This window comes from Halalkalibacter oceani (genome assembly GCF_023715605.1).
GTDB classification, from domain to species: domain Bacteria; phylum Bacillota; class Bacilli; order Bacillales; family Bacillaceae_D; genus Halalkalibacter; species Halalkalibacter oceani.
In genome coordinates this window covers 1-22410 of sequence record NZ_JAMBOL010000028.1, presented here as the reverse complement: position 1 = coordinate 22410, position 22410 = coordinate 1, and the positions used below count along the sequence as shown (strand labels likewise).

Below are 22410 nucleotides of genomic sequence, written 5' to 3'. Positions count from 1 at the left end.
TTTCTTTATTAAGAACCCATCGTCTTAATGTCATTTGAACTTTTAACATCCTTATAACTTTTGATGCGTGAGACGCCTTTAATCTGGCTGACTCCTTTTATTTTCTTGTCATCTTTTTCATTCTGGTTTGAAGAGATTTTTTCTTGAAAATCTTTTCCGGCTTCTACTGCATTGCCGATTTTATCTTTGACCTTCAGTAAGGTCTCTTGCGCTTTCTCTTTCCCCTCTTCTGCCTTATCATGCAGCTTATCGGCACCCTCATTTTTTGCATCTTCAAGCTTATCAGCAGCATGATCAGCTTTGTCTTGGACATTTTCAATAAACTTTTCTTTTGCTTTGTCTTTGACCGTTTCTTTTAGTTCATCTTTGATTGGTTCTGGAGTATATTCGACTATTTTTTTAACCGCTTTGCCGGCAGCTTTTTTAAATGTGCTCATCGAATTCCTCCTCTTCTACTCTGAATCAATGAACGCTATTTCTTGGACTCTACCAAGTTTTTTAGCATTTCTTCGATTCTTTCTAAACGATCACTTAATTGTTTATTTTCTTCTTTTATTTCGTCGTATTCAGAAGAAGACTGTTCTTGGGAGGATTCTTCTTCCTTACTCTTATCTTGTTGATCTTCTTGTTGTTCGTGTCTTTTCTTCGGTAAAAATCCTCCCCCACTCATGTACTCGGAGGCCGTTTGTCTAAAGCTGTTAATGGCTTGCTCCATTACGATTTCTTGGGCTGTTCTTTTTAATTCTTTTCCTGCCGACCTCATAACTTCAGACTCACTTAAACTTTTCATTACCTTCTTGCTTGTACCAGGACTTGATAATAAACCAATTCCTGCTCCTACTACCCCGCCAATCAACGCCAGGTTCAGAGAATTCGTTTGGTTGTTTTTGTCTGTGCTTTGCTCGCTCTTTTCTTTCGTTGTCATATGGCTTCCACCTCGCTTTTAAATTAGGCTATTTACTCCATTAGAAACTAAATTGTGGCTGTATGTTTTGCCCTCTCTCTGGCAGACCTTCTTCCTCTACTTCATCACGCAAAAGCCCCACGGCTTCCGCATAACGAAGCCAAGTATCCACACTAGCAATCACAACCCTCGCTTCTACCGTTAGAATTTCAATACCTACTAATGAGACTCTGACAAAGGCATCAATCACAATCCCTTTATCTAAGATTCTGTCAATCACTTCTGCCAGACTTGAACTATCCGTACTTTTTTGAATACTCATCTAGCTCACTCCTTTATCGATTGTTTCTTGCGCTTAATCATAGGATCGATCCTCACCAAACGAAGAACAACCAAATTCTGACGGTTACGGGTCTATTCCTTTGAAGATAATGATTAAAACGAGTCTTTAGTATCGATTAAATGAATTGCCATATTTTTCATCAAAAAGCACTCCTTACTCCACGAGTCGATTCGTTGAAATCATACAGGCCCTGGTTTGTTACCGGATTTATTACTATTTCGTTTCTTGATTAGATCCATAAGTTAAATAGTACTTAAGTCAGACCGGTGGCATGAGAAATAGCTATTGTCAATCCTTTCACATGGATACTTTTTACCTTGCCTTCCACTAAACACAAAAGAGGCTGGACAAAAGGTTGTTTTTTGACCTTTTTCCCAGCCTCTTCTTCCATATATTCATCCTCTATATAAGCAAATAAATCACTTGATAGTTCTCGATTGAAAACGGCTATTTTATCGCTGAAATTAGAAAATCTAAAATAGGGTTTGGGCGGTGGAGCAAGCTCTGCCCCAATAGCTATTTTAAAATCAATCCAAACTGGAGTATTTATCGGTTTGTAGCGGTCTGTAATTTCAGGAAATAAGCTACCACCATTTGTGTACCACCTTGTTACAGTTCTACTGTTCAATCCTTCATCTAAGGCCCTTTTAGGGCTTATATAGACCCCGCTATCTTGTTCCATTACTTTATGGTATAAATACAATTCAATCTCTCCTTTGCCTAAATTAAATCATTATTTGCATAAGAATTTGAAATAACTTTATTTCGGCACACTTTTGAGGGCTTGGTTGTTCTTCCAGTTCGATTCCAGTTGTCATGTTGCAAAAAATCATCTACATACAAAAAAACTGCCAGCAAGGGATTGGGGTTGAGTAGGTCCTCCCAGCTGACAGTTTTTAAACGACTTTATTATGATTTAAACAACTATATTATCACTGAACACAAATCTCAGCTTACTCCACGGTCACGCTCTTCGCGAGGTTGCGCGGCTTATCGACGTCGCAGTCGCGGTGCAGAGCGGCGTAGTAGGAGATCAGCTGCAGCGGAATGACCGTGATGAGGGAAGTCAGGTATTCGTGAACTTTCGGAAGAACGAATGCGTCTCCGTCCTGGTCCAGACCTTCCATGCTGATGATGCATGGATAAGCGCCGCGTGCGGCGACTTCCTTCACGTTTCCGCGAATGCTCAGGTTGACGTGCTCCTGGGTTGCGATCGCGATTACCGGAGTGCCGTCTTCAATTAAGGCGATCGTTCCGTGCTTCAGTTCTCCACCGGCGAAGCCTTCTGCCTGGATGTAGGAGATTTCCTTTAGTTTCAGGGCTCCTTCTAAGCAGACAAAGTAGTCGGCGGCGCGGCCGATGAAGAAGCAGTTGCGTGTGACCGCGAGATAATCGCGGGCGATCAGCTCAAGCTTCTCTTTTTGGTCGCAGAGCGTTTCCATTGCGCTTGAGACGATAGCCAGCTCCTGCAGCGGATCGAAGTCAAGCTCAATCCCTCTTGCTTTCGCTGTATCAACAGCAAGCAGGGTAAGCACGGCCATTTGGGCGGTATACGCTTTTGTTGAAGCAACCGCGATTTCCGGCCCGGCATAGGTGTGCAGGGTGAAATCCGCCTCCCGTGAGAGAGTGGAGCCTGGCACGTTCGTAATCGTTAATGCCGGATAGCCTTTTTTCTTCACGTCAACGAGAACGCCGCGCAGATCGGCGGTTTCTCCGCTTTGTGAGATGAAGATAAAGAGCGGGTTTTCTGATAATAAAGGCATATTGTATAGAAATTCACTTGCAATGTGAACCTCTACGGGACGTTGTGCGATTTTCTCGATCAGCTGTTTGCCGACAAGACCGGCGTGGTAGCTCGTTCCGGCAGCGATAATATAGATGCGGTCTGCTGCCTTCATCGCTCCGCGGATCTCGTCGTCAAGACGAACGGTGCCGTCTTCATTCTGATACTTTTGAATAATGTTACGGATGACAAAAGGCTGTTCATCAATTTCCTTCAACATAAAATGAGGGTACGTGCCTTTTTCAATGTCGCTCGCATCAAGCTCAGCGGTGTAAGGAAGGCGTTCGACCTTCTTTCCGTCAAGCGTTTTAATCGTAAAGGCGTCGCGCGTCACGATGACGACTTCCTCATCCATAATTTCAACAAATTGATTTGTCACCTGCAGCATCGCCATCGCATCCGAAGCGACAACATTTGCTTCTTCTCCGACGCCAATGAGCAGCGGACTTTTGTTTTTACCGACGTAAATCGTGTCACGGTTCTGCTTATCAAGCAGCGCTGTCGCATAGGATCCTTTCAATAAGGATAATGTTTGACGGAACGCTTCTTCGACCTGGCTTCCCTTTTTCACAAAAAGCTCGACCAGCTGAACCATGATTTCGGTATCGGTGTCGCTTTTGAGTGTCACATCGGCTAAATAATCCGCACGAAGCTGCTCATAGTTTTCAATGACGCCATTATGCACGAGCGTAAAGCGCGCTGTTTCACTTTGATGCGGGTGGGCATTGACCCGGCTCGGTTCACCATGAGTCGCCCAGCGGGTATGACCGATGCCAACCGGGCCGTCGACATCCTCGGCGACGATTTGACGTAACGCGGCAATGCGACCCTTTTCCTTGAAGACATGAACGCCCGCGTCATTGACAACAGCAATTCCGGCTGAATCATAGCCGCGGTATTCAAGCTTTTCTAATCCCCGTAACAAAATTTCCTTCGCATCATTTGTCCCAATATAACCTACGATTCCACACATATAACAGTTACCTCCCAAGTGGGGGGCAAGGACCTGAGGGCAGACTTGCCCCCGCTCTCTATTTTTTTATTAGAAGGCATGGCTGCTTCCGGCTTTGTGCAGAGAGTTGCCTCTCTGTTTTCTCCAGAAGCTTAGCGGCTGTCATGCTACAGCCGGAGGGCATCCGCCGAATACTCGATAAACCCTCTCCTCGTCAACTACACGTTCTCGTCCGTGTGTAGTCCTGGCGCTTTGATTACAATGACGACTTCGATCCTCCTCTCTTTTTTTAACTCACGAACCATCATACCGTAATGAATCCGGAACGTCAATTAGAAACACAGTAAGCTCATTTCCCGAAAACACCGCTCGGAGACAGGCTCTGCGCCTAATTGAGTTCTCTTTCCCATGATTTTATATATTCTGCTTCCATGCCTTTGCCGTGCGGCCCTCATAAGTCACCACGAAAAACGTGATAATTAAAAATATGCATAAGCAGCTTGTCTTGTGCTGCTTATGCATCGCCTCTTTTTCTTACTCCGCTCCCAGCTCAGCTTTTACAACCGTGGCGATCTCATCGACATACCGGTCGCATAGCTCTTCGCTTTGTGCTTCGACCATGACGCGAACAAGCGGCTCTGTGCCCGATGGACGAACGAGGACGCGGCCTTCTCCGTTCATATCGTCTTCGACCTTGTCAATCGCCGCCTTGACCGCCTCGTTTTCGCTGACCGCATGCTTGTCGCTGACGCGGATATTGACGAGCTTCTGCGGATACGTCTGCATTTGTGCCGCAAGCTCAGATAGCGGCTTATTCGTCATCTTCATAATGTTCACAAGCTGAAGCGCGGACAGAAGCCCATCTCCGGTCGTAATGTGATCGAGAAAGATGATGTGGCCTGATTGCTCACCGCCAAGGTTGTAACCGCCTTTGCGCATTTCTTCCATCACATAACGGTCACCGACCGCCGTCTGCTTGGCGATGATCCCCTCTTCTTCCAATGCTTTATAAAAGCCGAGGTTGCTCATCACCGTTGAAACGACCGTTCCGTGCTTGAGCCAGCCTTGCTCCTTCATATACTTCGCGCAAATAAACATAATTTTATCGCCATCGACGATTTGACCTTTTTCATCAACTGCAATCAAGCGATCGGCGTCGCCATCAAAGGCTAGCCCGATTTGCGCGCCTCTTTCCAGAACGAAGGTACTTAGCGCTTCAGGATGAGTTGAGCCGCAGCCGTCATTAATATTGACTCCGTTCGGCGCGGTTCCCATCGTCGAAATATCCGCTTCAAGATCGGCAAATAAATGCGGAGCGAGCGAAGAAGCAGAGCCGTGCGCGCAATCAAGCGCGATATGAATGCCGGAAAAATCCTCCTGAACGGTTTGCTTCAGAAATTGCAAATACTTCTGACCGCCTTCGTAGTAATCGCTCACTTGCCCAAGCGCGCCGCCCGTCGGCCGAGGCAGCTCATCCTCGCTGTCTAAATACCGTTCAATCTCCTGCTCCTGCTCGTCTAACAGCTTAAAGCCATCCGGACCGAAAAATTTAATCCCGTTATCCGGCACCGGATTATGCGAAGCGGAAATCATTACTCCGGCATTAGCGCTTAACGCCTTTGTTAAGAAAGCGACCCCGGGTGTTGAAATGACCCCTAAGCGCATCACCTCAGCTCCGATTGACAACAGACCGGCAATGAGCGCACTTTCCAGCATCTCGCCGGAAATACGAGTATCACGGCCAATAATCACGCGCGGCTTCTCTGTATGTTTCGTCAGCACATAGCCACCCATTCTGCCGAGCTTAAAAGCAAGCTCCGGCGTCAGCTCCGTATTTGCGACTCCCCTTACTCCATCCGTACCAAAATAATTTCCCATTATTCATTCTCTCCTTCAATCACATCATTACGTATTATCACCGGAATCGTTGCCTGAACAGGCTGGAAGCGGACATTGGAAGGGCCGTTGATTTGCAGCTCTGCTTCGTGTTCCCCTTCTTGAAAATTACTGATATCGATATATGCCTGAATATCCTCTATATCCAACTGTTCCACTATTTCTGCTGTTCCATATGCGATCAGGACAGCAGTGGGAGCTTCAGCCAGCGTCGCCGTCTGGCCATCTGCTAAACCGACGATCTCAATTGGAACGTTCGCAAGCTCTCTCTCCTGTTCCTGATCCACTGTTACTGTGACCGTCACGACCTCAGGCGATACTTGTTCTACTCCAGGTGGAACGGGAACCTGCCATTCGTAACTGCCACTTTCGGTAATTTCATTCAAATTAAGATTTCCTAACTCAATCACCTGTAACTGATCAATAATCTCCAGCGGACCATAAACGGTTACCTCGCCCGGCTCAAGCCGAACCTCCTGAATGCTGAGCCCTTCCGGAAGCTCACCTTCTCTGCCGACGCGCACCGGAACTTCCCGATTCGGGCTTGTAATCGGCACGCGGACGTCAACAACGGATGGCTCAGGCTCAAGCTCTATTTCTTCACCGTTTGCCTGGTAAAGCGTCACCCGCCCTGTCTCCTCGATCATCTTGTCAGCCCCAGCGACATCAATAAATACTTTCGCTGAATCGACCTGGGAGACGATGCTCCGTGCCGCTCTGACATCAACATTGATTGGATTCACAATCGGCGTTCCCACTGTATAGCCCTCTGTCACTTCTTCCGCATGCAGCAGTTCAACTTCAACAGGAAGAGAAATCGTTTGTTTTTCCTGAAGCTCAACGCGGGCAAATTGCGGAACGATTGAGACAGTCAGTTCCTCAGGAAACCCGCGGTGCTGAACATTAAGAGTATGCACACCTTCCTCGCGCTCGCTCACATCGACAAACACTTCATATGTTGGCCGCGTTAACTGAAACAGCATGATTTCACTTTGCGGCCCTCTCAGATTGACTCTGACGCTTTCCGTTTGATCAATAACGGCGTAATTCTCTTCATCATAGAGCACACTAAGCTCGACCTCTTCCAGCGTGTATGTAGCCGGACTGATTGTCGGCAGAACGCCTGGCTGACTTGTTAGATCATCAAGGTTTACCATCGTAAAGAGCATTAGCGCAATAAAGAAAGAAATAATCTTAACGAACCAATGACTATTAAACAGTCTATCCATTTTTCTTTCCCCCCCACTGCCAGCGTGAAGTGGTTGTTTGCTTGCCTTCCACTAATAGTTCTTGTTCAAGCAGACCTCTCAGCTGTTCTTCGTCAAGGTCGCGATGCAGCTCACCATTTTTCGTGAGCGAAATATTTCCTGTTTCCTCCGACACAACAATCGTGATCGAATCGGTCACTTCACTTACGCCGAGCGCCGCCCGGTGTCTCGTACCGAGTTCTTTTGAAATAAACGGATTTTCAGAAAGCGGCAAATAACAGGCTGCGGCTAAAATTGTTTCATCCTTAATGATGACCGCCCCATCATGAAGCGGCGTATTCGGAATAAACGTATTGATCAGCAGTTCCGCCGTCAAGTTGGCATTCATTGCAATCCCTGTCTCGACGTAATCATTCATCCCCGTCTCACGCTCAAGCGACATCAGCGCCCCGATCCGCCGCTTTCCCATGTAGGTGGAAGCTTTTACAATCGCGGCAATCGCTTTTTTCACTGTATCATCCTGTGGAATCGTTCTGCTCGCAAATAATCGTCCTCTCCCCAGCTGTTCAAGCGCCCGTCTAAGCTCCGGCTGAAAAATAATGATAATCGCCAGCAATCCGTATGTAACGGTCTGCGTCATTAGAAATTCCAATGTTCGCAGCCCGAGAAACTTACTGAGAAACCAGACAGCGAGAATAACGGTAATTCCTTTCAGCAGCTGTACGGCTCTCGTACCGCGAATAATCATGATCGCCTTATAGACTACGTAGGTGACGACTAATATATCTACAATTTGCCCGATATAATTAAGCAAACTAAAATCTTCAAATGAAAACATGGCTCTTCCTCCAAACCATTATCATACATGATGCTGTTCCAAAAAAGCATCAACGAAGCGGGGAATGTGGTCCGCACGATTGTTTTAAAGCAAGTAGGGGCAGATTTTGCTGTCCCGTTACCTTTGTGCAGCGCAGAACAACCGCTTCATTTTTTCACCTTTTAAAAAGGCTTTTTTGAGAAGCCCTTACGAAATACATAGATCACACGTTTCGACTAAGCAATTGATGAGACTTCATCCGTTTTTTAATACCGGTCTCAATACGGTCATTTTATCAATCTATCCATAGGCGACTTATCATCTGTCACAGGTTTCATTATAGCTTGAATAACCCCTGCTTAGCAAAGTTTGACAAAGATTATTCGCGGGAAACTTTCTCTGCCGGCTGCAGGCCTCTTTATGAAGCTATTCAGATCAATAGAAAAGGATACCCCAATAGATTGTTTTCTTTGAGATATCCTTCTTTATTTCGCCCAATCATTTCACGATCGCAACGACTTCTTTAAAAAATCCTTTTATATGATACCAGACCCATTCAAGCACCTGATTGACCTCTTCAATCTCTCCCGACACATGCCCGGCAGAAGCATAGTACGCATCCCCGTTCACGAGCAGGACATTTCCCTGCACCTCGCCATCAATCTGAAGCGTTCCGTTACGCACGACAAGATCTCCTTCAATCACTTCACCTTCCGGCACAATCACCTTGCCTTTATCCTGATCAATAATCACATGACCCGGCCCCGTGACGACGACCTGCTCGTCATCGCCCTGCCAGAGAGACGAGATGCTGATTGACATGAGCAAAAAGAAGACAGCTGCTGAAACGAGCAAAGGATGGCTTCTCGTCCATTGCTTCCACTTTGACGTTGATTTTTTTTCCGGCAATCTTGCCATAACACCTGCTGTAAATCCAGACGGGGCTTCAATATGAGATGAGCTTTGGACAAAGGCAATGACCTTCTTCAGCTCAGTAAAACGCTGACGACAGGAAGGACATTGTGCCAAATGAGCATCTAACTGTTCTTTTTCTTCTTGTGTGGCTTCACCATCAAGGAAGGCTTGTATTAACTCCTCATAATGCTTTTCACATTTCACTCATAAACACTTCCTTCCTACACATGACGCATTCTTTTTCTCAATGCTTCCCGGCCGCGATGAATTCTCGTCTTCACTGTGGATGGAGGCATATCAAGAATTTCACTTATTTCATTAATGGATAGATCTTCAATGTATTTTAAAATAATTGCAGTCCGATATTTCGGCGGGAGCTGGTTGATTTCCGATTGAACCCACTCCTGCATTTCAAGTGTTACAACTTGATCCTCAGGCAATTCCGTATCAGCAGCAAGCTGGGATTCCAAGGTTAACCCATCAGAACCTTTTACTTGTTCCTGAAGGTAAAAATCGGGTTTCTTCTTGCGTAAACGATCAATCGCTACATTGGTGGCGATCCGGAATAACCAGGTAGAGAATTTACGATTACTGTCAAAACGATCAATATTTGTATAGGCCCGCAGAAAAGCCTCCTGCGCGATATCCTGTGCCTCATGCACATTCCCTACCATTCGATAGGAAACTTGGTATATCTTGTCTTTATAAAGCTCGACGATTTCCTCAAACGCCTGTTGATCACCTTTCCTCACTTCCCGGATTAACCTTTTTACTATCGTTTCCATGTTCCTATCCCTACCCACATTCGTTCTGACTTATATACGGATAAGCTCCGTCTTCCGTTTCATTATTTTTTATGAAATCTGATCTTTCTATCATAACATACCTTTTGCCTAAATCAGATTAGCCATTAGTGTTTTTTTTACTAAATATTAGGGTATGTAAGTAATATAAAAAGCGTACTTACGACTTGTAGAGAGGGTGGCTTGGAATGAGCACGGAAAAACAATTACTTGCGGAAATTGAACATTACCGCCAGCTGTTAAACGAGAAAGCGAAAACCAACCCGCTTCCTTCAGCTCCAATGGTCTGCTTCAGCAAGAAGCTCGATCAGCTGTTAAACAAGTACAATAACTTGACGAGATCACTCCCGCCTCAAACACGCCATCTGGAGTAGGCGGCAGGCGCAATTTTAGAGACCCCGAAAATAGATACAAGAAAAACCGTGGACCACACACGGTAAGACGACCAACAATAAGTACTTCGGGTCTTGTTATCATCAAAGTTGGGTAAACTTCGTAAAAGCGTAGCACCCGGCTCCCCGGCTCCCCGGCTTTGCCGTTCCCTTAAAGTAAACGATCTACTGGAAATCCATTTACCTTCATTATTTAGATTGGGATCATCGGTAAAGCAATCAATATAGCAGACAAAAACACACCTTCAGCGGTCATTAGGCCAAGACCTAATCCGCTAAAGGTGTGTTTAGTATTCACGATGGAGCCTAGCGGGATCGAACCGCTGACCTCCTGCGTGCAAGGCAGGCGCTCTCCCAGCTGAGCTAAGGCCCCGTTTTTGCAATAGATGCTCTTGTACAAGTATGAGCCATGAAGGACTCGAACCTTCGACCCTCTGATTAAAAGTCAGATGCTCTACCAACTGAGCTAATGGCTCCCGATGTGTGTTTCAATGACGCTTCTCATGGTGCTTCCGGACGATGTTTCGCTCCGTTGTCTCCACCTGTTCCTTCCTCTTCCCAGCTATGCTCTGATGCTGGCTGCGTCGGAACAACTCGAAGTCTTTTCGACGATGCTTTCGCTCGTCACTGAGCTAATGGCTCCCGATGTCTTTCCAATGTCGCTTCTCATGAGGCTTACGGACGATGTTTTGCTCCGCCGTCTCCACCTGTTCCTTCCTCTTCCCAGCCATGCTCTGATGCCGGCTGCGTCGGAACAACTCGAAGTCTTTTCGACGATGCTTTCGCTCGTCACTGAGCTAATGGCTCCCGATGTGTGTTTCAATGTCGCTTCTCATGGTGCTTCCGGACGATGTTTCGCTCCGTTGTCTCCACCTGTTCCTTCCTCTTCCCAGCCATGCTCTGATGCTGGCTGCGTCGGAACAACTCGAAGTCTTTTCGACGATGCTTTCGCTCGTCACTGAGCTAATAGCTCCCGATGTCTTTCCAATGTCGCTTCTCATGGTGCTTCCGGACGATGTTTTGCTCCGCCGTCTCCACCTGTTCCTTCCTCTTCCCAGCCATGCTCTGATGCTGGCTGCGTCGGAACAACTCGAAGTCTTTTCAACGATGCTTTCGCTCGTCACTGAGCTACCTACTTGGTTATAAAAAAATGGCTGGGCTAGCTGGATTCGAACCAGCGCATGACGGAGTCAAAGTCCGTTGCCTTACCGCTTGGCTATAGCCCAACGAAATGGTGGAGGGGGACGGATTCGAACCGCCGAACCCGGAGGGAGCGGATTTACAGTCCGCCGCGTTTAGCCACTTCGCTACCCCTCCACAATCATTCAAGTGCCGGCCAGAGGACTTGAACCCCCAACCTACTGATTACAAGTCAGTTGCTCTACCAATTGAGCTAGACCGGCATGTTATAGACAGTGTTCCTTACTTTATGCTGAGACTGTGTCTCTTCCTCTTGACAGCTTTTGCTCCGATGCGGGCTGCGTCGAGACAACTCGCCGTTTATTCGACGATGCTTTTGCTCGTCTCTACCAATTGAGCTAGACCGGCATAATATGGATAGTGTTCCTTACTTTATGCTGAGACTGTGTCTCTTCCTCTTGCCTGATTATGCTTCGATGCAGGCTGCGTCGAGACAACTCGTTGACTACTCGACGATGCTTTTGCTCGTCTCTACCAATTGAGCTAGACCGGCATAATATGGATAGTATTCCTTACTTTATGCTGAGACTGTGTCTCTTCCTCTTGACAGCTTTTGCTCCGATGCGGGCTGCGTCGAGACAACTCGTTGATTACTCGACGATGCTTTTGCTCGTCTCTACCAATTGAGCTAGACCGGCATGTTATAGACAGTGTTCCTTACTTTATGCTGAGACTGTGTCTCTTCCTCTTGACAGCTTTTGCTCCGATGCGGGTTGCGTCGAGACAACTCGCCGTTTATTCGACGATGCTTTTGCTCGTCTCTACCAATTGAGCTAGACCGGCATAGTATATGTAGCATGTTGGCTTTTATCCCTATGTATGCTGGTGGAGGATGACGGGATCGAACCGCCGACCCCCTGCTTGTAAGGCAGGTGCTCTCCCAGCTGAGCTAATCCTCCGGCAAATGGTGACCCGTACGGGATTCGAACCCGTGTTACCGCCGTGAAAGGGCGGTGTCTTAACCACTTGACCAACGGGCCAAAATACAACTCTTTCTTACTGACAAAAAATATTATATAAAAAATAAACTTTAAAGACAACCCCCTTTGTATAATTTTTCTTAGAAAGGGATGCAAATCGATTACAATCGTTTCGAAATCGCTGAAAACGGGGGCTTCTGCCATCCGTGTAACGCGCGGACCGGGGGCCTGTCCGAATCAACGCGAAGGTTTTTATACTTTCTTAATGCAAAAAGAAGGCTCATCAATCAGCAACATTGAGCCTTCTTTTTATCGCGATTTATTGTGGTTGCTTGGGAATATCAAGGTTCCACTGATGAATCAAGGTGCGGACGGCAGCTTTGTCTTCGGCGCTTAATGGGCTGACAGGTTCTCTCGTGACGCCCGGGTTTAAACCGATTTGTCGCATCCCTTCCTTGACAATCGCTACATTGACACCGCTGTTGTATTTTTCCCGTAAGTTTTCAAAAGGAAGTACTTCATTCCAGACGCTCCATACTTTCGTTTCATCGTTCTTTTTTAATGCGGCAAGCAGTTCGAGTGATTTTTCAGGATAAAGATTGACCAATCCCGATGTAAAGCCTCTGGCGCCAGCATGGAAAAAGAATGGCGCCCACTTTTCTGCGATCCCGCATACCCACGTAATGTTATGATGGGCGGGGATCGAATGAACGGTTCTAGCAAAGCGCGGCAAATCATTAATCGCGTATTTAACCGCAACTAACCTTTCCAGTGAGGACAGTTCCTCCAACACCCGATCTGAGATAGCTGGATTTTTAAAATAAATCACGGCCGGCAAATCGACATTTTCAATAATCGATTTAAAATAATCCACCACCCCGTCATCGGTCATAAAAGGGTGAACAGGCATATGAATCATGATGCAATCAGCTCCGACATCCTTCGCATAGTTGCCCAGTTCAATCGCCGTCGCAACCGAATAACCGACCCCGGCCAAAACGGTAGCACGCTTATTGGCACATTCAACGACATATCTGATTTCTTCTTTCACTTCTTCTAATGTCAGCGCATAAAACTCACTCGTATTTCCACAGGGAACAAGCACATTAACTCCCCGGTTAATCAAAAACTTCACATTTTCTTTTACACCGTTCCAATCAATTTCTTTCGACCCTTCTTTGAAAGGAGTAATTGTAATGCCTGAAATATCCTCGAACTTCTTTCCAAATGATTGATAGTCCATTTTTTTGCCTCCATTTTCATCTTTTCATGAGCTGAAGCAATAAATGAAATTTGATATATCAATAAAAACTTAAAGAAATAACGCATTATTTCTTTAAGACATTGGTCAACGTTCTGTTGATATGTCGTTTCATTAATTCTTCTGCTCGTTCAGGATTGCGCTCAATAATCGCTTGCAGAATTGCCTTATGCTCTAAGTAACCATCCTTCATTTCATCTTTCTCTGTAAGGGCTCTTTTGCGAAAGGCTGTCTCAAAGCTTGAAATATTGTTCAGTAAGTTGGTCACCATCGGATTGTTGGCAATCTCCCGAATGAGGGAATGGAATCTCGTATTCTCTTCTACAAGTGCGTCAATATCCCTTTTTTCAAAAAGTTCCTCCATGAGAGCGAGCTGCGCCTTTAATTTATCAACTTGCCGGTCATTGACCTTTGCCGCGGCAAACTTCGCGCACAAACCTTCTACAACTGCTCGTAATTGAAGAACTTCCTCAATATTCGTATCGACATATTCTGAGACATACGTCCCTTTTCGAGGGATCGTCACAACCAATCCCTCGTTCCCTAAAATTCGAAAAGCCTCCTTGATCGGTGTCGTACTGATTCCGAGCTTCTCGGAAAGATCCCGCTCCTTTAAATGCTCACCGCTTTTGATTTGCCCTCTTACAATCGCCTCTCGCAATGATTCGACCACTACTTCTCTTAATGATTTCACATTTCGAGTTCTAGTAGAAATAAGCTTTTCAAAAGACTGTTCAGCTGACTCTTTATTCATACTAGACATCTCCATTCGTCCAATTGATATATCAAATATTATCATAGCTGCTGGCGGTTGTAAATGTGCGAAAAGCAGGACAGACTTATCATAAAAACAGCAAGCACACAGGGGTAGGGGCTTTCGTCACATTCCCGGTAAAGGTTAATTCCCCTGTATCCTCGTTAACGTGAAACGAAACAATTGAATCACTTTCCTGATTGGCGACTAGCAAAAACCTCCCATCAGGAGAGAATGTGAAATGTCGCGGCACCTCTCCTTTGCAGTCATAATGATTTACATAACGCAGCTTGCCTGTCTCCTCCTGAAATGTATAGAAAATGATACTATTATCTCCCCTGTTTGTCGCATAGAGAAACCGGCCACAAGCGGAAAACTTCACTTCAGCCGCCGTGTTTTCAATGTCCGCTTGATGTGGGAGCGTCGAGACCGTTTCCAGCTCCGTCAGCTCGCCACTCTCTTCTGTCCACCGGTAGCTTGTCATCGTCGAATTCAACTCGTGAACAATAACGAGATAGCGATTAGAAGGGTGAAAAGCGAGATGCCTCGGACCGGCACCCGCCGCTGCCTTATAACGGCGGTGCGGCTCCAGCTTGCCCTTTTCGGTATCAAATCGATACACATAAACCGTATCCGTCCCGAGATCGGCTACCAATGCAAATGAATTGCTCGGATCAGTGATGATCGAATGGGCATGCGGCCCTTCCTGTCTCGGATGGACGCTTGCTCCGACGTGCTGGACGACATCCGTTGCCTCTCCTAATCGGCCATCAGCTAAAATCGGAAAGACGACAACACTTCCTTCACCATAATTGGCAAGCAGCACATAGTTCTTTGAGCGGTCAACAAAAGCATAAGCAGGACGCCTCCCGCGGGAAGATCGCTCATTTAACAGGGTCAGCCTGCCTGACTCGCGTTCGATGGAAAAGGCGCTGACAGCCCCGGTCGGCTCGCCTTTATATTCAAATAAGGCGTTGATGGCATAAAGCGTGTGATCTGGACCGGGCGTTATAAAGGATGGATCCGCTACTTGCTTCACGACATCGTAATAGCGCAGTTCTCCGCTTTCCTCATTAAAATGATAAAGATAAATCCCTTCACTTTCCTTGTCTGTAAACGTTCCAACATACAAAAGCCGGTCTTTTTGCCCCACTTCATCTACTCCCTTCCGGTTGTCATCAATCATTGATGCCGCCCAGATCATATGTGAGAGCACTTCTCCCTCCATCGATCACAAGCGTCTCACCATTAATAAAAGCAGCTTTGTCGGAAACCAGAAAAGCAACCGCATACGCGACATCTCCGGATTCCCCACTCTTCCACTCGGATGGTATTTCATTATTTTTTTCATATAGGCCCCATCTTCTTGATAAATGTCCGGTGATAATATAGTTGTTTTGATAAAGCCGGGGCAGATGGCGTTGACGCGAATGCGATACGCACTTAAATCAATCGCCATGCTTCTCGTCATCGCCAGAATTGCACTCTTTGACGCGTTATAAGGAAAGAAACGCGGCTGGGTACGCATCGCATGTGTGGACGAAATGTGGATAATTGCGTTATTTTCTTCTTCTTTTAAATACGGGATGCTATATTTTGATGCCAGGTAATGCCCGCGAAAATTAACCGCGATACATTCATCAAATTCCTCAACGGTACAGTCTTCCACGCTGTGTGTAAAATTAATGCCGGCATTATTAACTAATACATTTAACCGGCCAAACCGCTGATATGCGTTTTCGACCATTTCCTGAATGGCAGATTCCTCTTTAATATCGACCTGAAGAGCAATCGCCTCGCCGCCTTCTTTTTCAATCGCTGCGGCGACTTGTTGTGCTTTGGTTTCTTCAATGTCTGCCACCGCTACCGCATAGTTCTCTTTGGCAAGCTCCAGCGCTACCGCACGGCCAATCCCGGAGCCTCCCCCGGTTACAATTGCTACTTTCATATGAACCTCCCTTTCTGTTTACTTCATAAAATGACTCGGAACAAACATGACGATTTCCGGAATAAAGGTAATGATCAACAAAACAGCAATCATAACGAAGTAAAATGGCAGCATGGTTATGCTTAGCCTTTCAATTGAAACCCCACTTATTGCACTGCCGACAAAAAGAGTACCTCCTACTGGGGGGGTTAATAGACCGATTCCAAGGTTTAGCATCATCACGACCCCAAAGTGGACAGGGTCCATTCCTACTGCAGTGACAACAGGAAGTAAGACAGGAGTAATGAGTAAAATCAGTGCAGCCATATCCATAAAGGTTCCTAAAATAAGCATAATCAGATTGACAAGCAAAAGAATGATTACTTTACTATCGGACATATTCAGCAAAGCGTTGCCAATCACACTCGTCACATTCAAGTAATTCATTAAATAACCAAACGCACTTGATGTACCAATAAGAATAAAGACAATCGAAATCGTTCCGAGCGTATTTTTTAAAATAAGGTTCATACGCGAAAGAGGAATATCACGATAAATGATAAAAGTTACAATAAAAGCATATACAACAGCAATCGCCGCAGCCTCTGTTGCTGTAAAAATACCGACTACCACACCAACAACGACAATTAAGACAGTCATTAGGCCTAGCATGGACTCACGTAAAGCTGTAAACGTCGCTCTCAACGTATATGGTTCACCCTTTGGATATTTACGCTTTAACGCAACCAGATAACTAAATACCATCAACGCAATTCCTAAAAACACTCCAGGTACAATCCCTGCTAAAAACAGTTGCCCAATCGACACTCCGCCTCCTGCGACAAGCGCATACAAAATAATATTATGACTCGGCGGTATTAGGACCCCTTGTACAGAGCTAGCTACAGTTACGGCCGTCGAATAATCGGCTTCATAGCCGTTTTTCTTCATCATTGGAATCATGACTGATCCGATTGATGAGGTATCAGCTACGGAAGACCCCGAAATTCCTCCAAAGAACATACTTGCTTGAATATTCACCATTGCTAAACCACCGCGAAATCGACCGACCAGTGCCTGTGACAACTTAACAAGACGGTCAGAAATACCCCCTTGTGACATCAGCTCCCCCGCTAGAATAAAAAATGGAATCGCAAGAAGTACATAGACATTAATACCACCAACAATGCTTTGCGCAACCATCAAAAAAGGTAAATCCAAATACCAAGCTGTCACGATCGAAGAAATGCCTAATGCAAACACAATCGGTACTCGAATGAATATTAAGAAAAAGAAACTGCCAATCAAAAGGTAAACAGCCGTCATATTGCTAATCATAGCATCCTCCGTCCTTTGTCGATAATCTGAAGTAGCATTGCCAGACCAGAAATAGGAACAGCCAAATATAACCACGACGAAGAAATTCGCAAACCAGGTAACGTATTTGTACTTGTTAATTGCACAAGCTGGAAACCAGCTATTATAAAAAAGATGGAAAACACGCTCATCATTATTAGAACGACCCAATGAACCATGTTCATATATTTTTTTGGTAAAATAAAATCGATAATCGATAATCGTAAATGAGTGTCGGTCCGAATCGCCATACTCGCACTAGTCAAGGCAATCCATACCATTAATATTTTCGCTAATTCCTCGCCCCACGCCGGAGTAGCACTTAAAACATATCGTCCAAATACAATCCAGCTAACAATCATCACAAGCAGGACAAGTAATACCTTTGAAAAATATTCAATAAATAGCGTTGCATACCGGGAAAGCGTCTCCATTCTTTCACACCTCCATTTTGATCTTTTTCACGGAGAATCGCATGAAAAACCGACTCTCCGTAAAAAAACTAGTTACTCCGCCGTTTGAATCGCTTCAATGAGGTCTGCAAAATCCCCGCCGTACGTTTCATAGAGGTCACTTACTTCTGCTTGCCAGCTTGAAAGATCATCAAGTTGTATAATATTTGCCCCTAACTCTTCTAACTCAGCTAATGCTTCTTCTTCAAATTTCTCCGTTTCGCTTCGAACAAATTCAGAAGACTGTACGGCAGCTTCCTGGATAATTTCCTGATCTTCTGCACTTAATTTATTCCAAGTCATTTCTGAAATAACGACTACTCCTGGACTCGCGACATGGCTTGTTAATGAGAAGTTTTCGGCCACTTCATAAAATGAATTTGTTAAATAGCCTGCGATCGTATTTTCAGCTCCATCCACGACCCCTGTTTGGATAGCGCTATACAATTCGGCATAATTCAGTGGTGTTGGATCGGCATTAAATGCTGAAATCATATCCATAAATATCGCATTTTCCGGTACCCGGATTTTTAACCCGCTCATATCTTCTACTGTTTCAACCGGATTTCCACTAGTAAAAATATGTCTTGCTCCATCATCATAATAGGTTAACCCTTTCATCCCGCCGATGAATTCTTCGACACTTTGAAGAATTTCCTCACCTGCCGGACCATTCAACGCATTCCATTGATGCTCACGATTTTCAAAAATAAATGGCAAGGCAAGCACCCCCATCGGATCCGCACCAAAATCTGTTAAAGCACTTGAGTTGGGCCGGAAGAAATCCAAGCCTCCAGCCTGGACGGACTGTAATTGTTCTCTTTCTGAGCCTAAGGCACTTGCCGAGAATATTTCTATTTTAATTCTGCCGTCAGTCGCTTCCTCCACAAGACGAGCAAATTCATAGGCTCCTTCTGTAATTGGGTGATCATCCGGATTCAGCTCTCCGTAACGAAGTATCATTTGCTCTCCATTCCCGGCAGTTTCCTCTTCCCCTTCCCCGCTTTGCGCCTCATTCTCTTCTCCAGCTTCCGGCGCTGGTTCGTTTGTCTCATTCGCAGACCCACAAGCAGCGACAACAAGCACAAGGCCGACAGCAAGCAACAGAAGCAATAGTCTCTTTTTCATCAATGAAACCCCTCCTAATAATAAATTTGATATATGATATTTCATAAACAGTAAAAAAAGATTTAGGATGTTCGATCCTGAAGTTGATGTACGCTGACATTCCCCCAGCTTAAATCGGGAACCCGCAAGCGCTCGATTCGCTCCCAATCAAGCTCCATTCCCAGCCCAGGGAGGCCGCGATCAGGCACGAGCAGATAGCCCTGTTCATATTGAACCGGCTTTTTCACAATATCATCCGTGTATAATTTCGGACCGGTCGGATCAGATGTATACGTCAGGTTAATCAAGGAGCTGCCTAAATGCGCCATCGCCGCAGTACCGATTGATAATTCCTGCGTTGTCCCGAGCAGGCAGGCTTTACCGGCAACCTCGGCTGCCGCAGCCGCTTTTCTGGCAGCGCTAATTCCACCGATAAAAATTGGTGAGATATTGAAAATATCAACGGAATCATGGCGAATCATTTCATATTGCTGACGGAAATCCCACACATGCTCACTAACTGGATGATCGACTTTCAGCCGAAATTGACGTAGCCCTTCGAAATCATTACGAACAGCTGGACTTTCAATCATTTCAAAGTCGTACTTTGCCAGACGCTTCACAATTCTAAGTGTTTCCTTCCAATCTAATAGATGACTGAAGTCGATTGATTTAATTTTGACTTTTGAACCAAATTCTTCAGCTACCCTAGCCAAAAATGCTTCGTCTGCATCAACATTTTTTCCAACATACAGGCGAAATACATCAAACCCTTCCTGTAAGCGCTTTCGGACGACGGCAAGATTCTCTTCCACTTCTTCAACAAAACGATGGCGGAATATTGGATAACATACTTTAATTTTTTCCTGATATCGGCCACCCAGCAATTCAGCCACGGAAACATGTAAATATTTCGCGCACAGATCATGTAACGCGGCATCAATTCCATTGCGAATAAAGCTGCCTTTCTCGTAATAGTACATGACTGCCGGGTAGTTTTCAGAGAGAACGTTGTTAATCAGTGTCAGGTCAAATGGATTCTGCCCACGTAACATTGATTTCAGGACATTTTCCAAATCGACTACATCGACCGCGTACTTCGGCAAATGCGAGAAATCCGACATTTCGCCTATCCCTGTTACTCCTTCATCCGTCATGATTTCAACAATTACATGCTTGTTTACAAAGCCGGTATGTCTTGGTACCCCTACAACTGTCAATTTCACATCACTTATTTTCAATATAACTCCCCCTTTGGAATCTGATATATCAATAAATTTATCAGCCATTTTACAATTAGTCAACTTATTTTTCTAAATATTGTTTTAATTAATTATCTGTAATAAGGCAATCCTCCTTTAATAACAGGTTTTATGTCTTTTTAATAAAACGTTTGTTTAATTTGCTAAAGCCGGCTCACCGTCCAACCTTCTGTCCGCGTTTCCCAATTGTTTAATAAATCTAGTTGTGGACATATTATGGTAGGAGGTGGATCATTTTGGACTTTCCCACAATTCATACGAACTTTTGGGATGCGGTCATCGCGGTTCCCGTCGTCATGCTTGTAACTCAACTCATTAAACTATTTTTTAAAATGCCTAAAAAATTTGTCCCTACCGTCGCCCTGCTCCTGGGATTAGGCATCTCCATTTTTATAAGTCACCGACATAGCCTCGTTGTCGGGATATTTATGGGCTGGTTTTATGGATATGCGGCAATTGGCAATTATGCCGCCTTAAAAACGACTATCACTGCCTGGCGGGAAGAAAAATCTTAAAATAAATGGGTGGCACCAAACGTAGCAAGATAAAAGAAAGGTGGTAACCCGTGCGCTAGTATAATTCAACCGTAGTTACCATACAACGTAAGGAGGAAATAATCATGCCGGTTACCATTACCCCTTATTTAATGATGAACGGAAATGCTAAGGAAGCCATCCAATTTTATGAACAAACCCTAGGTGCTGAAGTACTGACGATTATTACATACAGAGACATGCCGGATTCCCCTTCTGAAGATTTGAAAGAGCTGATTGCCCATGCAAAAATTAAAATTGAAGAAGCGGCCCTGATGTTTTCTGACACCCCCGGCCCTTCATCCATTACGAGCGGCAATCAAGTCACCATTTGCATTTCAACCAATGATGTTGAGAAATCCAAGCGGTTCTTTGAAGCCTTAACCGACGGAGGCCGAGTGAAAATGCCGTTTCAGGAAACGTCATTTAGCCCCGGCTATGGCAGCGTTACAGACAAATTTGGCGTAACCTTTCAAATCGACACGGAAGCACAAGGGTAAATGTTTGTTTCATTCGTTTGCAGCTTAGCTCGAGTAGAAAGCAGAGTACGAAAAAAGGAACAGCTTTTTCACTGTTCCTTTTTTAGATAAATCTTCCCTTATAGCCCTCATTTATCCATCCTATTAGTTTAAAATTCTGTCCATCTTATCGGCAGCATCTATCGTGACTCCAAAAACAATTTCTCTGTCGAATTTACAAGAAAATGGCGTGTAGAGAGCAACATCATAATAGAAAAGGAGGGAGAGTGAAAACTTTTATAGAGCCGGAAATAGTGAAGATAAAAAGTAAACTGGTGAAGGACTATCATTCGTGGTGAGGGTAAGGCGGCTTTCTTCTCTTGCCACCTCAACATTAAATACAGAAGCAAAACAAAAAGCCCTCCATCTCCTGAAAGGCTTGCCGCATAAGGCGTTCGAGGTAAGCTTCCAAGCGGACTTGAACCGCTGACCCCTACCTTACCATGGTAGTGCTCTACCGACTGAGCTATGGAAGCGCAAAAATGGCTCCACAGGTAGGACTCGAACCTACGACCGATCGGTTAACAGCCGATTGCTCTACCACTGAGCTACTGTGGAATATCATTGAAGTTGTTCATTCGTACGCTTGTGGTACCTGTCTCTTCCTCTTGATCGCTTTGCTCCGACGTTAGCTGCGTCGAGACAACTCGAAAACTTTTCGAGGAAGCTTTCTCATCGTCACTGAGCTACTGTGGAATATGTATAATATTGCTTTTCACTTACGCTTTTGGTCATGGAAGAAAAAAAAGAGTTGCCCGGCAACGTCCTACTCTCACAGGGGGAAGCCCCCAACTACCATCGGCGCTGAAGAGCTTAACGACCGTGTTCGGCATGGGAACGGGTGTGACCTCTTCGCTATCGCCACCGGACTTTTGATCGAGAGATTACCGGCGACCTTCTTTGTCAGCTTCATGGTCTTCGGTCATGTCACGTACTGATGTACGCTCCATTCCTCAGCCATTTGCTTCCTCGAATGTCTTGGTTCTCTTTGATCAATCTATATCGGGGAAGTCGCAATGGCTCCGTACGCTACTCGTCTAGAGTGGAGAACCCCACTCCTCTCTAGACTTTGAAAAACTTGTAGCGACTCCGCACATTGCTGCGTCC

The 22410-nt window shown here is 45.3% G+C and carries 20 protein-coding genes, 9 tRNA genes, 1 rRNA gene and 1 pseudogene; 3 read left to right on the top strand and 28 right to left on the bottom strand.

Annotated features, from left to right (window positions below):
- Positions 1-8: 8 nt before the first annotated feature.
- From gvpQ to sigW, 10 genes are all read right to left on the bottom strand, one after another.
- Positions 9-437 (bottom strand): gas vesicle protein GvpQ, encoded by a 429-nt coding sequence (gene gvpQ, locus M3202_RS18790; RefSeq protein ID WP_251224771.1) that lies wholly within the window; start codon positions 435-437, stop codon positions 9-11.
- Between the two features lie 35 nt (positions 438-472).
- Positions 473-925: a GvpT/GvpP family gas vesicle accessory protein gene (gvpT, locus tag M3202_RS18785; RefSeq protein WP_251224770.1), complete on the bottom strand. Its 453-nt coding sequence runs from the start codon at positions 923-925 to the stop codon at positions 473-475.
- A gap of 40 nt (positions 926-965) precedes the next feature.
- On the bottom strand, positions 966-1226 hold the full coding sequence (gvpA, locus tag M3202_RS18780; RefSeq protein ID WP_251224769.1) for a gas vesicle structural protein GvpA: 261 nt from the start codon (positions 1224-1226) through the stop codon (positions 966-968).
- A 274-nt stretch (positions 1227-1500) separates the two neighbouring features.
- The gene (locus M3202_RS18775) at positions 1501-1950 is read right to left on the bottom strand and encodes a hypothetical protein (RefSeq protein WP_251224768.1); all 450 of its coding nucleotides are present in this window, start codon (positions 1948-1950) and stop codon (positions 1501-1503) included.
- 250 nt (positions 1951-2200) lie between these two features.
- On the bottom strand, positions 2201-4003 hold the full coding sequence (glmS, locus tag M3202_RS18770) for a glutamine--fructose-6-phosphate transaminase (isomerizing) (protein WP_251224767.1): 1803 nt from the start codon (positions 4001-4003) through the stop codon (positions 2201-2203).
- Positions 4004-4516: 513 nt separating this feature from the next.
- Entirely contained in the window at positions 4517-5860 is a 1344-nt protein-coding gene (glmM, locus tag M3202_RS18765) for a phosphoglucosamine mutase (RefSeq protein WP_251224766.1), read from the bottom strand.
- A complete protein-coding gene (locus M3202_RS18760) occupies positions 5860-7107 on the bottom strand; it encodes a CdaR family protein (protein WP_251224765.1) in 1248 nt (415 codons plus the stop codon). The genes glmM and M3202_RS18760 overlap by 1 nt, the downstream gene beginning before the upstream one ends.
- Positions 7100-7924, bottom strand: a complete 825-nt coding sequence (gene cdaA, locus M3202_RS18755; RefSeq protein ID WP_251224764.1) for a diadenylate cyclase CdaA — start codon at positions 7922-7924, stop codon at positions 7100-7102. Before cdaA ends, M3202_RS18760 begins: the two co-directional genes overlap by 8 nt.
- Positions 7925-8401: 477 nt before the next feature.
- On the bottom strand, positions 8402-9022 hold the full coding sequence (locus M3202_RS18750) for a zf-HC2 domain-containing protein (protein WP_251224763.1): 621 nt from the start codon (positions 9020-9022) through the stop codon (positions 8402-8404).
- Positions 9023-9039: 17 nt separating this feature from the next.
- Positions 9040-9603, bottom strand: a complete 564-nt coding sequence (gene sigW / locus M3202_RS18745; protein ID WP_251195798.1) for an RNA polymerase sigma factor SigW — start codon at positions 9601-9603, stop codon at positions 9040-9042.
- A 206-nt stretch (positions 9604-9809) separates the two neighbouring features.
- On the opposite strand from sigW, the gene M3202_RS18740 reads away from it, so the two are divergent.
- Complete coding sequence (locus tag M3202_RS18740; protein WP_251224762.1) at positions 9810-9995, top strand: aspartyl-phosphate phosphatase Spo0E family protein; 186 nt, start codon at positions 9810-9812, stop codon at positions 9993-9995.
- Between the two features lie 318 nt (positions 9996-10313).
- On the opposite strand, the gene M3202_RS18735 is transcribed toward M3202_RS18740, so the two are convergent.
- The 15 genes and pseudogenes from M3202_RS18735 to M3202_RS18665 form a co-directional block, all read right to left on the bottom strand.
- A tRNA-Ala gene (locus M3202_RS18735) sits at positions 10314-10386 on the bottom strand.
- Between the two features lie 30 nt (positions 10387-10416).
- Positions 10417-10489: transfer RNA gene (locus M3202_RS18730), tRNA-Lys, on the bottom strand.
- A gap of 675 nt (positions 10490-11164) precedes the next feature.
- Positions 11165-11239, bottom strand: a tRNA-Gln gene (locus M3202_RS18725).
- 6 nt (positions 11240-11245) lie between these two features.
- Positions 11246-11330 (bottom strand) — tRNA-Tyr (locus M3202_RS18720).
- A gap of 13 nt (positions 11331-11343) precedes the next feature.
- Positions 11344-11416 (bottom strand) — tRNA-Thr (locus M3202_RS18715).
- A gap of 620 nt (positions 11417-12036) precedes the next feature.
- A tRNA-Val gene (locus M3202_RS18710) sits at positions 12037-12112 on the bottom strand.
- Between the two features lie 6 nt (positions 12113-12118).
- Positions 12119-12193: transfer RNA gene (locus tag M3202_RS18705), tRNA-Glu, on the bottom strand.
- 259 nt (positions 12194-12452) lie between these two features.
- Positions 12453-13376, bottom strand: coding sequence for a dihydrodipicolinate synthase family protein (locus M3202_RS18700; protein ID WP_251224761.1), 924 nt, complete (start codon positions 13374-13376; stop codon positions 12453-12455).
- Positions 13377-13461: 85 nt separating this feature from the next.
- Positions 13462-14148 carry a GntR family transcriptional regulator gene (locus M3202_RS18695; RefSeq protein WP_251224760.1) on the bottom strand — a complete coding sequence of 229 codons (687 nt, stop codon included), beginning with the start codon at positions 14146-14148 and terminating at the stop codon, positions 13462-13464.
- Between the two features lie 88 nt (positions 14149-14236).
- The gene (locus M3202_RS18690; RefSeq protein WP_251224759.1) at positions 14237-15364 is read right to left on the bottom strand and encodes a lactonase family protein; all 1128 of its coding nucleotides are present in this window, start codon (positions 15362-15364) and stop codon (positions 14237-14239) included.
- Positions 15327-16096: pseudogene (locus tag M3202_RS18685) on the bottom strand (SDR family NAD(P)-dependent oxidoreductase). Before M3202_RS18685 ends, M3202_RS18690 begins: the two are co-directional and overlap by 38 nt.
- Positions 16097-16114: 18 nt before the next feature.
- Entirely contained in the window at positions 16115-17401 is a 1287-nt protein-coding gene (locus M3202_RS18680; RefSeq protein ID WP_251224757.1) for a TRAP transporter large permease, read from the bottom strand.
- Between the two features lie 8 nt (positions 17402-17409).
- A complete protein-coding gene (locus M3202_RS18675; RefSeq protein WP_251224756.1) occupies positions 17410-17865 on the bottom strand; it encodes a TRAP transporter small permease in 456 nt (151 codons plus the stop codon).
- A 72-nt stretch (positions 17866-17937) separates the two neighbouring features.
- Positions 17938-19011 (bottom strand): TRAP transporter substrate-binding protein, encoded by a 1074-nt coding sequence (locus M3202_RS18670; protein ID WP_251224755.1) that lies wholly within the window; start codon positions 19009-19011, stop codon positions 17938-17940.
- Between the two features lie 62 nt (positions 19012-19073).
- Complete coding sequence (locus M3202_RS18665) at positions 19074-20231, bottom strand: mandelate racemase/muconate lactonizing enzyme family protein (RefSeq protein ID WP_251224754.1); 1158 nt, start codon at positions 20229-20231, stop codon at positions 19074-19076.
- Between the two features lie 257 nt (positions 20232-20488).
- On the opposite strand from M3202_RS18665, the gene M3202_RS18660 reads away from it, so the two are divergent.
- Positions 20489-20767 (top strand): hypothetical protein, encoded by a 279-nt coding sequence (locus tag M3202_RS18660; protein ID WP_251224753.1) that lies wholly within the window; start codon positions 20489-20491, stop codon positions 20765-20767.
- 104 nt (positions 20768-20871) lie between these two features.
- The gene (locus tag M3202_RS18655) at positions 20872-21285 is read left to right on the top strand and encodes a VOC family protein (protein WP_251224752.1); all 414 of its coding nucleotides are present in this window, start codon (positions 20872-20874) and stop codon (positions 21283-21285) included.
- A gap of 421 nt (positions 21286-21706) precedes the next feature.
- Here the strand turns inward: M3202_RS18655 and M3202_RS18650 are convergent.
- The 3 genes from M3202_RS18650 to rrf form a co-directional block, all read right to left on the bottom strand.
- Positions 21707-21779, bottom strand: a tRNA-Thr gene (locus M3202_RS18650).
- Between the two features lie 7 nt (positions 21780-21786).
- A tRNA-Asn gene (locus M3202_RS18645) sits at positions 21787-21861 on the bottom strand.
- 195 nt (positions 21862-22056) lie between these two features.
- Positions 22057-22172: ribosomal RNA gene (rrf, locus tag M3202_RS18640) — 5S ribosomal RNA — on the bottom strand.
- Positions 22173-22410 lie beyond the last annotated feature (238 nt).